The sequence below is a fragment of the Polaromonas sp. genome (genome assembly GCF_043778355.1).
Taxonomy (GTDB): Bacteria; Pseudomonadota; Gammaproteobacteria; order Burkholderiales; family Burkholderiaceae_C; genus Polaromonas.
The window spans coordinates 1-14,353 of sequence record NZ_JAYWHI010000019.1; the positions used below are offsets into that span (position 1 = coordinate 1).

Sequence of the window (14,353 nt, forward strand, 5' to 3'; positions counted from 1 at the left end):
GCCCGTGTTGTCGATGAAGGATTTGTTGAACGATGAATCCTTGCGCGCCAGTGGCTCCATCGTTGAAGTACCGCACAAAGTGCGCGGCAGCTACTTCACTGTGGGCAGCCCGATCAAGTTCTCTGACACCAAGCCCGAAGTGACGGCATCGCCCCTGCTGGGCGAGCACACCGACGAAGTTCTGGCTGAGCTCGGCTACAGCAAGGACCAGATCGCCGCCATGCACACGGCGAAGGCCGTCTGATCTCGGCAAGGTAGTCCTTGGTCGTCAAGGCAAGAAAAGACGGCGTTCAAATGAGCGCCGTCTTTGTTTGAGGCACTAGCCAGTTTAATTGCCAGCCCCACGATTGGACCTATGCAAACAACTACCGATCTGAAGCAACTCGTCGAGGCAGTGGGTGATGCCATCGTCGCTTCCGACGCTGGCGGCGCCATCGTTTTGTGGAACCCGGCCGCCGAGCGCATGTTCGGGTTCACCGAAAGCGAGGCACTTGGCCAGTCGCTCGACATCATCATTCCGCAACGCCAGCAGCAGCGCCATTGGGACGGTTACCACCAGACCATGGCGACCGGAAAAACCCGTTATGGCAATGATGTGCTGCGGGTACCGGCGGTCCACAAGGACGGGCACGGACTGTCCATTGCCTTCACGGTGGCTCTGCTGCACACCGCCGACGCCAAGGTGTCGGCGATCGTGGCTGTCATTCGCGACGAGACCAGCCGTTTTACCGAAGAAAGAAACCTCAAAAAACGCCTGACCGAACTTGAAATCCAGCTGGCTGCTCCAGTCAAAGCTGCCTGAACCTGAGCGTATGCACCCAGTGATTAACATAGGGGTTGAACCGGCCGCCAGCGCTGCCGGAGCCATGTTTGAGCAATCCATTTCAACTTCCAGGCAGGTATTTCCATGAGCAAAGCATTAGACGGTGTTCGCATCCTCGATTTCACCCATGTCCAGTCGGGCCCGACCTGCACCCAGTTGCTGGCCTGGTTTGGTGCGGATGTGATCAAGGTAGAGCGCGCCGGCGAGGGTGACGCGACACGCGGACAACTGGCCGACATCCCCGGCGTGGACAGCCTCTACTTCACCATGCTGAACCACAACAAGCGCTCGATCACGCTGAACACCAAGAATGCCAAAGGCAAACAGGTGCTCGACGAACTCATCAAGACCTGCGACGTGCTGGTGGAAAACTTTGCACCGGGCGCCCTGGACCGCATGGGCATCACCTGGGAACACATCCAGACGCTCAATCCGCGCATGATCGTGGCCTCGGTCAAGGGTTTCGGCCCCGGCCCTTACGAAGACTGCAAGGTCTATGAAAACGTCGCACAGTGCGCGGGCGGCTCGGCCTCGACCACCGGCTTCGACGACGGCCCGCCCATGGTGACCGGCGCCCAGATCGGCGACAGCGGCACCGGCCTGCACCTGGCGCTCGGCATCATGGCCGCGCTGTACCAGCGCAACACCACCGGCCGTGGCCAGAAAGTGCTGGCGCCCATGCAGGACGCCGTGCTGAACCTGTGCCGGGTCAAGCTGCGCGACCAGCAGCGGCTGGAGCGCACCGGCACCATGCACGAGTACCCGCAGTACCCGGATGGCAAGTTTGGCGCGGCTGTTCCGCGGGCCGGCAATGCCTCTGGCGGCGGCCAGCCCGGCTCCATCCTCAAGTGCAAGGGTTGGGAAACCGACCCCAACGCCTACATCTACTTCATCACGCAGGGTGGCGTGTGGCCGGCCGTCTGCAAGGTCATTGGCGAGGAAGGCTGGATCACCGACGAGGCCTACGCCACCGCCGCCGCCCGCCTGCTGCATCTGAAGCCCATCTTCGCGCGCATCGAGCAATGGACCATGACCAAGACCAAGTTCGAGGCCATGGACATCCTCAACAAGTACGACATCCCCTGCGGCCCCATCCTGTCGATGAAGGAAATTGCCGAGGAACCCGCACTGCGGGCCAGCGGCACCATCGTCGAGGTGGACCACCCGACACGCGGCAAGTACCTGACCGTGGGCAACCCGATCAAGCTGTCCGACAGCGCCACCGAAGTCACGCGTTCGCCCCTGCTCGGTGAACACACGGACGAGGTGCTGACACAGCTTGGCTACAGCGCCGAGTACATCGCCGAGTTACGTACCGAACACGTTATCTAGCGGGTCATCCCGCGCCACCTTCAGAAAAGTCATCAGCCCCCATGAACTATCCCGTCATCCCCATCGCCGTCCTGGAGGTCTCCTCCAAGCAGAGAAAACGCCAGGCGCCCAAAGGTCGCCGCGTCGACCCGGCGGCGTTGGCCGATGTACAGCGCTTGCTGGGCACCGGGTCGCGCCAGGCCGATTTGCTGATCGAGCACCTGCACAAGCTGCAGGACCACTTCGGCCACTTGTCGGCCGCCCACCTGGCCGCGCTCGCGCAGGAAATGCGCCTGGCGCAGACCGAGGTCTACGAGGTCGCGACCTTTTATCACCACTTCGATGTGGTCAAGGAAGGCGAAGCCGCTCCGGCCCCGCTGACAGTGCGGGTGTGCGACGGCCTGTCCTGCGAACTGGCCGGTGCCCAGGACCTGCTGGCCAAACTGCCCGGTCTGCTGGGACGCGAGATCCGTGTCATTGCTGCGCCCTGCATCGGGCGCTGCGAGCAGGCCCCGGCGGTGGTGGTCGGGCAAAACCCGGTGCCGCAAGCCAGCTGCGAAGCCGTGATGGCCACTGTCGCGGCAGGCGCCGTCAAACATGTGCCAGAAGGTTTTGTGGACCTCGCTGCCTACCAGGCCGCCGGCGGTTACGCCCTGCTCCACCAATGCGTGTCGGGCAAGCAGGATGTCGAGGCGGTCATCAAGACCATGGAAGACTCTGGCCTGCGCGGACTCGGCGGTGCCGGTTTTCCGTCGGGCCGCAAGTGGCGCATTGTCCGTGCTGAAAAAGGCCCGCGCCTGATGGCGGTCAACATTGACGAGGGTGAACCCGGCACCTTCAAGGACCGCGTCTACCTGGAGCGCGACCCGCACCGTTTTCTCGAAGGCATGCTGATTGCCGCCTGGGCCGTCGGCATCGAGAAAATTTATGTCTACCTGCGCGACGAATACCACGGCTGCCGCAGCATGCTGGAAGCCGAGCTTGACAAGCTGCGTGCATCACCACTGATGGCCGGCATGCCGGCGGTCGAGTTGCGCCGCGGCGCCGGTGCCTACATCTGCGGCGAAGAATCCGCCATGATCGAATCCATCGAAGGCAAACGCGGCATGCCGCGCTTGCGCCCGCCCTATGTGGCACAGGTCGGTCTGTTCGGCCGCCCGACGCTGGAGCACAACTTCGAAACCCTGTACTGGGTACGCGACATCCTCGAAAAAGGCGGCGAATGGTTTGCCTCGCACGGTCGCAACGGCCGCAAGGGCCTGCGCTCCTTCTCGGTATCTGGCCGCGTGAAGCAACCTGGGGTCAAGCTGGCGCCGGCCGGCATCACCATCCAGGAACTGATTGACGAGTACTGCGGCGGCATGGTTGATGGCCACGCGTTTTATGCCTACCTGCCCGGTGGCGCTTCGGGCGGCATTCTGCCGGCCACCATGAACACCATCCCGCTGGACTTCGACACGCTGCAACCCTATGGCTGCTTCATCGGCTCGGCCGCGGTGATGGTGCTGTCCGACCACGACACGGCCACGGACGCGGCACGTAACATGATGCGTTTCTTTCAGCACGAATCCTGCGGTCAGTGCACGCCCTGCCGCGTCGGTACAGCCAAGGCTGCGCATTTGATGGCGCAACCCAAGTGGGACCTGCCCCTGCTGGCTGACCTGTCGCTGGTGATGCGTGACGCATCGATTTGCGGCCTGGGCCAGGCGGCGCCGAATCCGATGGACTGCGTCGTCAAATACTTTCCGCATGAGCTGTGAGCCCCCACGCTTGTCACTCCGTGTACTTCGCTGCCCCCCGAGGGGGCTGGCCTTGCTTGGGGCGGCCCTGCGCTGCGGCCCTGGCGTCACGCTGACCATACGTCTTTAAGGATCCAACATGAATGCAATCACACGACAAGAACTGGCCGAACTCGACGCGCCGCTGGTGAGCTTCAGCCTTAATGGCCGTGAAGTCCAGGGCCGCGCTACCGAATCCCTGCTGCAAGTCGCCAAACGCGAGGGTGTGGAAATTCCGCACCTGTGTTTCAAGGAAGGCATGGAAGCCGTCGGCAACTGCCGCTCCTGCATGGTCGAGATCAACGGCGAACGTGTGCTGGCGCCCTCGTGCTGCCGCGCGCCGGCGGCTGGCATGAAGGTTGTCACCGACAGCGAACGCGCCGTTGCTTCGCAAAAGCTGGTGCTCGAACTGCTGCTGTCTGATATGCCCGAAAAGGACTACACGCGCAACAACGAAGTAGACCAGTGGGCCGCGAAGATCGGTGTCGGAAAGCCGCGTTTTGAAGCGCGTCAGCAGGTGCGTCAGGACCTGTCGCACCCCGCCATTGCCGTCAACCTTGACGCCTGCATCCAATGCACCCGCTGCCTGCGCGCCTGTCGCGACGAGCAGGTCAACGATGTGATCGGTCTGGCCTTCCGCGGTGACCAGGCCAAGATCGTGTTCGACATGGACGACGCCATGGGCGCGTCCACCTGCGTGGCCTGCGGCGAATGTGTACAGGCCTGCCCGACCGGCGCGCTGATGCCGGCGCGTGAAGCGGCCCTCACTGTGCCGGACAAACAGGTGGCGTCGGTCTGCCCGTATTGCGGCGTCGGCTGCCAGCTCACCTACAACGTCAAGGACGACAAGATTCTGTTTGTCGAAGGCCGCGACGGCCCTGCCAACCATGAGCGCCTGTGCGTCAAGGGCCGCTACGGCTTCGACTATGCCCACCACCCGCACCGTCTGACCAAACCGCTGATCCGCCGCGAAGGCATGCCAAAAACCGGCGACTTCACGATGGACCCGGACCGGGTGATGGACGTCTTCCGCGAAGCCAGCTGGGAAGAGGCGCTGGAATTTGCCGGCGGCAAACTCGCCGCCATCCGCGACACCCACGGCAAGAAGTCGCTGGCCGGTTTCGGCTCAGCCAAGGGGAGCAACGAAGAGGCCTATCTGTTCCAGAAGCTGGTGCGCACTGGTTTTGGCAGCAACAACGTGGACCACTGCACCCGCCTGTGCCATGCCTCGTCGGTTGTCGCCCTGCTTGAAGGCATTGGCTCTGGCGCGGTGTCCAACCCGGTCATGGACGTGACCAAGGCCGATGTTGTCGTGATCATCGGTGCCAACCCGACGGTCAACCACCCGGTGGCCGCGACCTGGATCAAGAATGCCGTCAAAAACGGTACCAAGCTGGTGGTGCTGGACCCGCGCCGCTCGGACCTGACCCGCATGGCGCACCGCCACCTGCAGTTCAAGCCCGATACCGACGTGCCCATGCTCAACGCCATGATGAACGTCATCGTGACCGAGGGCCTGGTGGACCAGGCCTTCATCGACAGCCGCACCATCGGCTACGAGGAACTCCGCAAAAACGTCGAAGGCTACACGCCCGAACTGATGGCGCCGATCTGCGGCATCGACGCCGACACGCTGCGTTATGTGGCGCGCCTGTACGCCACCTCCAAGGGCTCGATGATTCTCTGGGGCATGGGTGTGTCACAACACGTGCATGGCACCGACAACGCACGTTGCCTGATCGCCCTGTCGCTGATGACCGGCCAGATCGGCCGTCCCGGCACCGGTTTGCATCCGTTGCGCGGCCAGAACAATGTGCAGGGCGCGTCTGACGCGGGCCTGATCCCGATGATGTTCCCCGACTACCAGCATGTGTCCAGCCCAACGGTGCGCGCGAATTTCGAGAAAGCCTGGAAGGTGCCCGAGGGCTCGCTTGACGACACGCCTGGCCTGACCGTGGTCGAAGTCATGCACGCGATCAAAAAAGGCGGCATACGCGGCATGTATGTGCAGGGCGAAAACCCGGCCATGTCTGACCCCGATGCCAACCACGCGCGCGAAGCGCTGGCGGCACTCGACCACCTGGTGGTGCAGGACATCTTTCTGACCGAAACCGCCTACCTGGCCGACGTGATCCTGCCGGCCAGCGCCTTCCCCGAAAAGGACGGCAGCTTCACCAACACCGACCGGCTGGTGCAGATGGGCCGCAAGGCCATCAATCCGCCTGGCGACGCGCGCCAGGATTTGTGGATCATCACGCAGATTGCCAACCGCATGGGTTGCGGCTGGCACTACAACCACGTCAGCGAAGTTTTCGACGAGATGCGCCACACCATGCCCAGCATTGGCGGCATCACCTGGGACCGGCTGGACCGTGAACACTCGGTCACCTACCCGTGCATGAAGGAAGGGGACCCCGGCCAGTCGGTGGTGTTTGTCGACAGCTTTCCGCGTGAAAGTGGGCGGGCCCAGTTTGTGCCGGCCGACATCATCCCCGCCGATGAACGCCCGGACACCGAGTACCCGATGGTGCTGATCACCGGGCGCCAGCTCGAACACTGGCACACCGGCAGCATGACGCGGCGCGCCACCGTGCTGGACGCGATCGAGCCCGATCCAGTGGCGCTGGTGCACCCGCTGGACCTGGCCGACATGGGCGGCAAGCCTGGCGATGTGGTGACCATCGCGTCGCGCCGCGGCGAAGTCGCGCTGTATGCCAGGGCCGACGAAAGCTCGCCGCGCGGTGCGGTGTTTGTGCCCTTCTGCTACTACGAGGCGGCTATCAACAAGCTGACCAACGCGGCGCTGGACCCGTTTGCCAAGATCCCGGAGTTCAAATACTGCGCGATCCGTGTCACGCTGGGCGGCGTACCGCCCGTGCAGGACAGCTACGGCGGCGGCCAGGCGCTGGAAAACTCGGTCGCACTGGCCGGTATTTGAGAGAGCACCGTTCGGGCTGAGCTTGTCGAAGCCTGTCCTGAGCACGGACGAAGGACCCTTCGACGGGCTCAGGGCGCGCGGAATTTTTACCCGTGCGCCAGGCGTGAATCGGCGGGCGCCTCTTCGCGCTCCTTCAGGTCATAGTCACGCGTCACCTCGGCGATGCGCAGCCGGTAATCCTTGAACATGGTGCTGCGCCCTGCGTTCTGCGCAGCGCGGTGCGCCTCCAGGTTGCGCCAGGCGGTCAGGCAGGCATCGTCGCGCCAGAACTGCAGCGACAGTAGCTTGTCGGGGTCGCTGAGGCTCTGAAAGCGTTCGATGGAGATAAAGCCGTCCATCTTGAGCAGCTCGGTCTTGAGTTCAGCCGCCCAGTTCAGGTAGCCCTCGCGGTGGGCCGGATCCGGCCAGACTTCAAAAATCACTGACACCATCGTGTGCTCCTTTGTTGTGTTGCTGTCATTCTTCAAACACCGGGATGCGCGCATTGCCGAGCGGGCGAAACCCGGATTGCATCCCAAAGTATGAGCCGAATTGGGCTCCAGCCCCTAGCCATCGGGCGCAAGCAGCTACTGTTTCGATAGCGATGGCAGCACCCGGACAGGCATGTGCGCCAGCGCCAAAACCGAGGCTGCGGCCGTCACTGCGCTGCGGATCGAAGTGATCGGGGTGCGCATGGAGCGCTTCGTCGCGGTTGCCGCTGGCCAGCACCAGCAGCACACCCTGTCCTGCTTCGATCGGCTGGCCGGCCAGGCTCAACGACTGCGCGGCATAACGCCGGGTGTTCTGGATCGGCGCCTGATGGCGTTCGACCTCGGCGACAAACTCGCGCATGGCCTGCGGCGCGTCGCCTGCCGCTTCAGCCAGTTCGGGGTACCGGGCCAGCATCAGCACGCTGTGCCCCAACAACCCGGCGGTGGCATCCAGCGCCTGCTGCATCAGCGCGATGCGGTTGGCTGCCTGGACCGCGTCCAGACCCTCTGCCTTCCCCTGGTTCATCAGGGCCTCGGCAGCGTCCGAGGCCAGCGCTACGGCCGTTCCAGAGGCTCCTGCAGCGATGCCCTGGACGAAGGTCTGCACCTGGCTGCAGGTGGCGTCCAGCTCGAGGTCTGGCACCGACAGCAGCCGCGCCATGGTTTGCCCCGGTAGCCGGCTCAGAAAGTTGTTGGCGCCCAGACGCGGCCACAGGTCGGCTGTGGCGGCCGTGCTGGCGGCGGCCAGCTCAGCCAGGCTCCAGCGCCGCACCTTCTGCTTTACAGCCGGCTTGTGCGCCGCGTGGAAGGCGCCGTCCGTCATGCGCACCAGCAAGGCAAACACCTCACCTGCTGCCGTGCCCTGCAGGGCCGCAGGCACCGGCTCTCCCGGCGGTCGCACGGTCAACGCGGGGTGGTGCAAGGCCTCGACGATCACCGACTGGCTGCTGGCCACCCAGAGTTGGAGGCCGGCGTCGAAATACGATGGTCGGCTTTCGCGCAGTTGCCGGTAGTACGGCCACGGGTCGGGGTGTGTGACGGCTGCGATGGGGTCACCAGGCGGCTGGATGGCCGCGTCAAACATCGCGGTACACCGGTTCGCAGCGGACGTCCGTGCGCACCGAATTGGCAATGAAACATTCCTCATGCGCTTCATGATGCAGCCGGTCCAGTTCCTCCCGTGTGGGCAGACGTTCCCCGGAAAAAATCACGTTCGGCCGCAGGGTGACCACGGTCATCGCCATCTTCCCTTGCTCATTTTTGGCCATCACGCCCACCGCTGCGTCGGTATACCGGTCGACGCAGAATTTGCGTTTGGCGGCTATCGCCAGAAACCAGAGCATGTGGCAGCTCGACAGCGAGGCCACAAACGCCTCTTCTGGATCAACCGCGGCGGCGTCCGACATCGGCAAAGGTACCGCGTGCGGCGAGGACGAACCCGCCACTTCGGCGCCACCGTCAAAACGCATCAGGTGGCGCCGGCTGTAGCGTCCCCCCAGAAAATCCTGCGCGCCGCGCTCCCAGGTGATGTCGGCGGTGAACTCAGCCATGGTTTGCCCTCTCGCTTGAAAGCCTCCAGTGTCGCGAGCTGTGCCCGACTTGTCGAGCAACAACCGTTGCGCCCCGGAAATCGTGAACCACGGGTATCAAGACGCGGAAACGGCTCGCGCTGTCGTTTTTATGGCGCCCCTTCAAATCGCCGGACGCGAACGCTCTTGAGAGGGTCAGCGCTGCCTTTGGCAGAGTGTTTGCCAGCAGCGGGTGGATGGCGCAGCATCGCCAGTCGGCACGTGTCGTACGGCAGCGCCGGTCTCCACCGACACGCCGCTGGCCTCGGCGCACACACGGAAAATGCCGTGTGCTGGCGCGGTGTTAAGCGCGCTACCTGCTGTGCTGCATGAGGGCGGTGTGCGTCAGATGCGCGTGTTCGATGCGAACAAAAGTGTGGGTGGTCGCCGCATTTTTTCACTGCGCCGGCGTGCCGGTGGAGCGCGCAAGAGGCAGCGCCTTGCGGCTGCCGTGAGATTTTCACTGGGCGTTTTTCGATTTTCAGAGGTGAATCAGCAACAAAAAAGACCAAAAAAAAAGCGTTTTCCCTATGAAACAGCGGTTTTCTCCAGTAGCATCCCCCTTGCCAGTGAAGAGTAGTTATCTGCATTGGTGATTTATCAACTTCTAGAAGGAAAATCAATCATGGCAACTGCAAAAAAAGCACCGGCAAAAAAAGCAGCCGCAAAAAAGGCTGCACCGGCAAAGAAAGTAGCTGCGAAGAAAGCAGCTCCAGCGAAAAAAGCCCCTGCGAAGAAAGCACCGGCTAAAAAAGTAGTGGCGAAAAAAGCCCCTGCGAAAAAGGTTGTGGCCAAGAAAGCCCCTGCGAAAAAAGCGCCCGCCAAAAAGCGTACGCCCAACGCAGCGTTCATGAAGCCACTGACACTGAGCCCCGCGTTGTCGGCTGTGGTTGGCGCTGCTGCGCTGCCCCGCACCGAGATCGTGCGCAAGCTCTGGGTCTACATCAAGGCCAAGGGTCTGCAGGACAAGATCAACAAGCGCATGGTCAACGCCGACGAAAAATTGCGTGCCGTTTTCGGCAAGGCGCAAGTGTCGATGTTCGAGATGGCTGGCCTGATCGGCAAACACGTCAAGTAACTCGAAGCGACCTTCCGCGTTCACGCGGACTTCGCCGAAAGGGCCACGCAAGTGGCCCTTTTTTTATGTCAAAACATGCTGTAGCCCATACCTCACGGGCGCAAGCAGCTATTTTTTCTGTAGCGCCGAACTTGTACCCCACGTTCGCTCACGACGTGTCACTCTCTGCCCCCCGAGGGGGCTGAACTTGCTAGGGGCGGCCCGTCGCTGCGTTCGTGATGCCGGACAGCGTACCGCGCGTGCTGATGACTTCCGGGTCCAGCATGATCTCGATCAGCGCGCCCTCCTTGCCCTGCAGCGCCTGGCGCATGACGGCTTCAAACTCCTCGGTGCGCGTGATGCGTGTGGCCGTGTAACCGTAGGCCCGCGCGAGTGCGCAGAAGTCCGGGTTCTGCAGGCGGGAGCCGCTGACGTGGCGCGGGTACTCGCGCTCCTGGTGCATGCGAATGGTGCCGTACATGCCGTTGTTGAGCAGCAGCACGATGCTCTTGGCGCCATGCTGCACGGCAGTGGCCAGCTCCTGGCCGTTCATCAGAAAGTCGCCGTCACCGGCAATCGTGAACGCCGTCCGGCCGGTGGTGATGGCCGCCGCAATCCCGGCCGGCACGCCATAACCCATGGCACCCACCGTCGGCGCGAGCTGCGTCTTCAGGCCTTTGACCAGCCCGTGGTGCTGGAAAAAACGATGCACCCAGCTCGCGAAGTTGCCGGCGCCGTTGGTCAGCACCGCATCTTCGGGCAGCAGCTTCTTCAACGTCGCGACGATGGCTGGCATGTCAATGCTGCCCGGCAACACCACACCACCGTTGGCCGGATCAATGTTGGCGAGGTAATCCGCGTTGGCCGACTCGGTCCAGGCCTGCCAGGGCACGGTCACCGGCGCAGTCAGCACCTCCAGCGAACGTGCCGCCGCGTTCATGGTCGCGTTGATCGCCAGGTCGGCCTGGAACACGCGGTTCAGCTCTTCCGCGCTGGCATGGATGTGCACGAGCTTCTGCTTCGGCCGTGGTGCCTCGATCAGCGTGTAGCCGCCGGTGGTCATCTCGCCGAGCCGCGGCCCGATGGCCAGGATCAGATCGGCCTGTTTGATACGTGCCGCCAGTTTGGGATTGAGGCCGATACCAACATCGCCGGCATACAGCGGATGGTGGTTGTCAAAGGTGTCCTGGAAACGGAAGGCATTACCGACCGGCAGCGACCAGTTTTCGGCAAAGCGCTGCAGCGCCTGCGCCGCCTGCGGTGTCCAGCCACCGCCGCCGGCGATCACCAAAGGCCGCTCGGATTGCAGCAACATTTCGCGCAGCTTGCGCAGCGAGCCGGGGTCGCTCCAGGCCTCGACCGCTTCCACGCGCGGCAACGGCAGGACGTCCACGGTCTGCGTCAGCATGTCCTCCGGCAGCACCAGCACCACCGGCCCGGGCCGACCGTTCATGGCGGTGGCGAAGGCGCGCGCCACATATTCAGGAAGACGTCGCGCGTCGTCGATACGCTCCACCCGCTTGGCCATGCCCTTGGTGGAAGGTCCGAAGAAGCTGCTGTAGTCGACCTCCTGGAAGGCCTCGCGGTCGCGCGTGTCGCTGGCCACATCGCCGACAAACAAAATCATCGGCGTGGAGTCCTGGAAAGCCGTGTGTACACCGATCGAGGCATTGGTGGCGCCGGGCCCGCGCGTCACGAAGCAGATACCGGGCCGTCCGCTCAGCTTGCCCTGGGCTTCGGCCATGAAGGCCGCGCCACCCTCCTGCCGGCAGGTGACAAACTGAATCTGGTCGGGATACGCATGAAAGCCATCAAGCACCGCAAGATAACTTTCACCGGGAACGCCAAACGCGTGGGTGACGCCCTGGGCCACAAGGCATTGAACAAGAAGATGGCCGGCAAGTTGTTGTGTCATCCGGATATTGTGCCGTGGTGGCGAGACCGACAACCGCTCGCCCTGAGCCGTCTGTCCTGAGCCCCGTCGAAGGGGTGCAAGGCTTCTTCGTGCAGCACGGGACAGGCTTCGACGGGCTCAGCCCGAACGGAGGGACAGCGCCGGGCCCGTCAAGCCGCCAACTACTCAGGCGTGGCGGCGTCGCCGTCTTCACCGCCGGCTTCCAGCGCCTGCCGGGCCAGCTCTTCGTCGCTGAGCGGTGCGGCAGTTTCAAGCGCCCTGAGCTCCTCAAGAAACTCCGGCGTGGGCTCTTCATGCTCCAGCAGCACTTCCTCGAGCTTTTGCCGGCCGGTCTCCACATGCACAGAAGGTGAATGCAGTTCGGTCGGCGGTACCGGGAATTTTTCCCCGAGTTCAAACTTGAGTGCCTCGGACTTCTCCTCAACCCAGCTTGCGAAGTCGCCATCCTTGGGGGTGCTTGAATCATTCATGGCCGTCTCCTTGAAGTGGTAGCAGCGCGGGTGGCCGCCACCTGCTTCATTATGGGACGGGCTTGTTAAAGTCGCTGTCATCCAATGGCGCGATCGCTCCGCGTGGTGTCGTCACATGATGCCGGTCTTGTATTAATTCACCAAACAGTTAAATTAGCTGCCATGCCAAGCGCCAAAGCCAAACCGACCGAACCACGCTCGCGCGATGCCGATCGCTCCCAGCTCGCCATCCTGCTGGCAGCCCGCGACGAGTTTGCACAGCACGGCCTGGGCGGTGCGCGGGTAGACCGCATCGCCGAACGCGCCGACGTCAACAAGCGCCTGATCTACTATTACTTCACCAGCAAGGACGAGCTGTTCCTGGCGGTGCTGGAGCAAGCCTATGCCGACATCCGCGAGGCCGAGAACCAGCTCCACCTGCGAGACATGCCGCCCGCGCAGGCGATCCAGCGGCTGACCCAGTTCACCTGGGAGTACTACATCGCCCATCCCGAGTTCCTCACACTGCTCAACAGCGAAAACCTGCACCAGGGCCGGCACCTGGCGATGTCCGGACGGGTGCGCGACATGAATTCGCCGCTGATCCAGACACTGGCAGAAATCCTCGAGCGCGGCCGCAGCGAAGGCCTGTTCCGCGGCGGCATTGACCCGATCCAGCTCTACGTGTCGATTGCCGGCATGGCCTATTTCTACCTGTCGAACAACCACACCTTGTCGGCGATTTTCGGACGCGATCTGATGACCCCCAAGGCGCACCATGAGCGGCTCTCGCACATGTGCGACGTGATCCTCGGGTATGTCCTTAGAAACTGAAGCTTCACCTCCTGAAGTGGCGGCCGTGCGTGCTTTACAATTTTTAATTCACTTAATGGTGAATTAAGCGTAAACTCCGCCGTGCTTGTGTTTGCCGGATTCCCGTTTCTTCCAAATATCCTTCAGGAGACAACCATGACCTTTGCACGCCGCGCCGCCTTGGCTTCGCTGACTTCCCTCGCCGTGCTGGCCACGCTTTCGCCGCTGGCCGCCAGCGCCCAGGGGACCTACCCGAACAAGCCGATCCGTGTGATCGTGCCTTTTGCCGCGGGCAGCACCACCGACATCATTGCCCGCGCCATTGCCGACAAGATGGGCCAGAGCATGGGCCAGACCCTGATCATCGACAACCGCGGCGGCGCCAGCGGCACCATCGGCCAGCAAGCCGTGGCCACAGCGGCACCGGACGGCTACACCATCATGGTCCACTCGTCCTCGCACACGGTCAGCCCTTCAACCTTTGCCAAGCTGCCCTTCGACACCCTGGGTGACTTCGTGGGCGTCACACCGATCTCCAGCACGCCCAACGTGCTGGTCATGTCGCCGTCAAAAAACATCAAGACCCTGCAGGAACTGCTGGCCGCCGCGCGCGCCAAACCCGGCAGCATGAACTTTGCGTCGGCCGGCCAGGGCAGCGCCACGCATCTGAACGCCGAGAAGTTCAAGCTCGCCGCAAAAATCGAAGCCACCAACATCCCGTTCAAAGGCTCCGGCGAAGCCGTGACCGAGGTCATGTCTGGCCGGGTCGACTACTACTTCTCGCCAATTGCCCCGGTGATCGGGCAGATTCGCAGCGGGCAGTTGGTAGCCCTCGCCGTCGGCTCACCCAAACGCGCGACCGCCCTGCCCCAGGTGCCGACCACCGCCGAAGCCGGCGTGCCAGGTTCCGAGTTCAATTTCTGGATCGGCATGATGGCCCCAAGCAAGACGCCGCGTGACATCGTCAACCGCCTGCACGACGAAGTTGTCAAGGCGCTCAACACGCCGGAAGTCAAGGAGCGTTTCGCCACGCTGGGCGCCGACGCCTGGACCCTGTCGCCCGAGCAGTTCGACAGCTACATCCGGGACGAGATCAAGAGCAACGCCGTGCTGGTCAAAGCCGCAGGCTTGCAGCCCGCCCCCTGACACGAAGTTGTCATTGCGGGCTTGACCCGCAATCCATGCCCCGCGGGCCTGTGCAGTGGAACATGCGGCATGGATCCCGGATCGA

Annotated in this window: 14 protein-coding genes; 9 read left to right on the plus strand and 5 right to left on the minus strand. The window is 63.0% G+C overall.

Translation table 11 applies throughout. From position 1 onward, the window contains the following. From ACH2CW_RS02885 to fdhF, 5 genes are all read left to right on the plus strand, one after another. Positions 1 to 244, plus strand: a 244-nt coding sequence (locus ACH2CW_RS02885; protein WP_395055346.1) for a CoA transferase, incomplete at its 5' end; no start/stop codon positions are given. A 111-nt stretch (positions 245 to 355) separates the two neighbouring features. Further along, positions 356 to 802 carry a PAS domain-containing protein gene (locus ACH2CW_RS02890; protein WP_395055347.1) on the plus strand — a complete coding sequence of 149 codons (447 nt, stop codon included), beginning with the start codon at positions 356 to 358 and terminating at the stop codon, positions 800 to 802. Between the two features lie 105 nt (positions 803 to 907). Beyond that, positions 908 to 2,155: a formyl-CoA transferase gene (gene frc, locus ACH2CW_RS02895; protein WP_305561315.1), complete on the plus strand. Its 1,248-nt coding sequence runs from the start codon at positions 908 to 910 to the stop codon at positions 2,153 to 2,155. A 41-nt stretch (positions 2,156 to 2,196) separates the two neighbouring features. Next, the gene (locus ACH2CW_RS02900) at positions 2,197 to 3,894 is read left to right on the plus strand and encodes an NAD(P)H-dependent oxidoreductase subunit E (RefSeq protein ID WP_395055348.1); all 1,698 of its coding nucleotides are present in this window, start codon (positions 2,197 to 2,199) and stop codon (positions 3,892 to 3,894) included. Positions 3,895 to 4,012: 118 nt separating this feature from the next. Further along, a complete protein-coding gene (gene fdhF, locus ACH2CW_RS02905; RefSeq protein ID WP_395055349.1) occupies positions 4,013 to 6,850 on the plus strand; it encodes a formate dehydrogenase subunit alpha in 2,838 nt (945 codons plus the stop codon). A gap of 86 nt (positions 6,851 to 6,936) precedes the next feature. Here fdhF and ACH2CW_RS02910 read toward each other — a convergent pair whose 3' ends face one another. Genes ACH2CW_RS02910 through ACH2CW_RS02920 form a run of 3 tightly spaced genes read right to left on the minus strand, consistent with a single transcriptional unit; the run spans position 6,937 to position 8,870 of the window. Next, a complete protein-coding gene (locus ACH2CW_RS02910; RefSeq protein ID WP_395055350.1) occupies positions 6,937 to 7,281 on the minus strand; it encodes an antibiotic biosynthesis monooxygenase family protein in 345 nt (114 codons plus the stop codon). 25 nt (positions 7,282 to 7,306) lie between these two features. Beyond that, positions 7,307 to 8,404, minus strand: a complete 1,098-nt coding sequence (locus ACH2CW_RS02915; protein ID WP_395055351.1) for a cytochrome P450 — start codon at positions 8,402 to 8,404, stop codon at positions 7,307 to 7,309. Next, positions 8,397 to 8,870 (minus strand): OsmC family protein, encoded by a 474-nt coding sequence (locus tag ACH2CW_RS02920; RefSeq protein WP_395055352.1) that lies wholly within the window; start codon positions 8,868 to 8,870, stop codon positions 8,397 to 8,399. Before ACH2CW_RS02920 ends, ACH2CW_RS02915 begins: the two co-directional genes overlap by 8 nt. Before the next feature lie 358 nt (positions 8,871 to 9,228). Here ACH2CW_RS02920 and ACH2CW_RS02925 point away from each other — a divergent pair, with 358 nt between their 5' ends. Next, entirely contained in the window at positions 9,229 to 9,468 is a 240-nt protein-coding gene (locus ACH2CW_RS02925) for a hypothetical protein (protein WP_395055353.1), read from the plus strand. A 45-nt stretch (positions 9,469 to 9,513) separates the two neighbouring features. Beyond that, complete coding sequence (locus ACH2CW_RS02930) at positions 9,514 to 9,966, plus strand: SWIB/MDM2 domain-containing protein (protein ID WP_293594691.1); 453 nt, start codon at positions 9,514 to 9,516, stop codon at positions 9,964 to 9,966. Positions 9,967 to 10,156: 190 nt separating this feature from the next. Here the strand turns inward: ACH2CW_RS02930 and ACH2CW_RS02935 are convergent, their stop codons facing one another. Next, positions 10,157 to 11,860 carry a thiamine pyrophosphate-binding protein gene (locus ACH2CW_RS02935; protein ID WP_395055354.1) on the minus strand — a complete coding sequence of 568 codons (1,704 nt, stop codon included), beginning with the start codon at positions 11,858 to 11,860 and terminating at the stop codon, positions 10,157 to 10,159. 161 nt (positions 11,861 to 12,021) lie between these two features. Continuing rightward, positions 12,022 to 12,330, minus strand: coding sequence for a hypothetical protein (locus tag ACH2CW_RS02940; protein WP_395055355.1), 309 nt, complete (start codon positions 12,328 to 12,330; stop codon positions 12,022 to 12,024). 162 nt (positions 12,331 to 12,492) lie between these two features. Between ACH2CW_RS02940 and ACH2CW_RS02945 the strand changes: the two genes are divergently transcribed. Both ACH2CW_RS02945 and ACH2CW_RS02950 read left to right on the plus strand, forming a co-directional pair. Continuing rightward, complete coding sequence (locus ACH2CW_RS02945; RefSeq protein WP_395055356.1) at positions 12,493 to 13,143, plus strand: TetR family transcriptional regulator; 651 nt, start codon at positions 12,493 to 12,495, stop codon at positions 13,141 to 13,143. A 135-nt stretch (positions 13,144 to 13,278) separates the two neighbouring features. Continuing rightward, a complete protein-coding gene (locus tag ACH2CW_RS02950; RefSeq protein ID WP_395055357.1) occupies positions 13,279 to 14,268 on the plus strand; it encodes a tripartite tricarboxylate transporter substrate binding protein in 990 nt (329 codons plus the stop codon). The last annotated feature ends 85 nt before the right edge of the window (positions 14,269 to 14,353 follow it).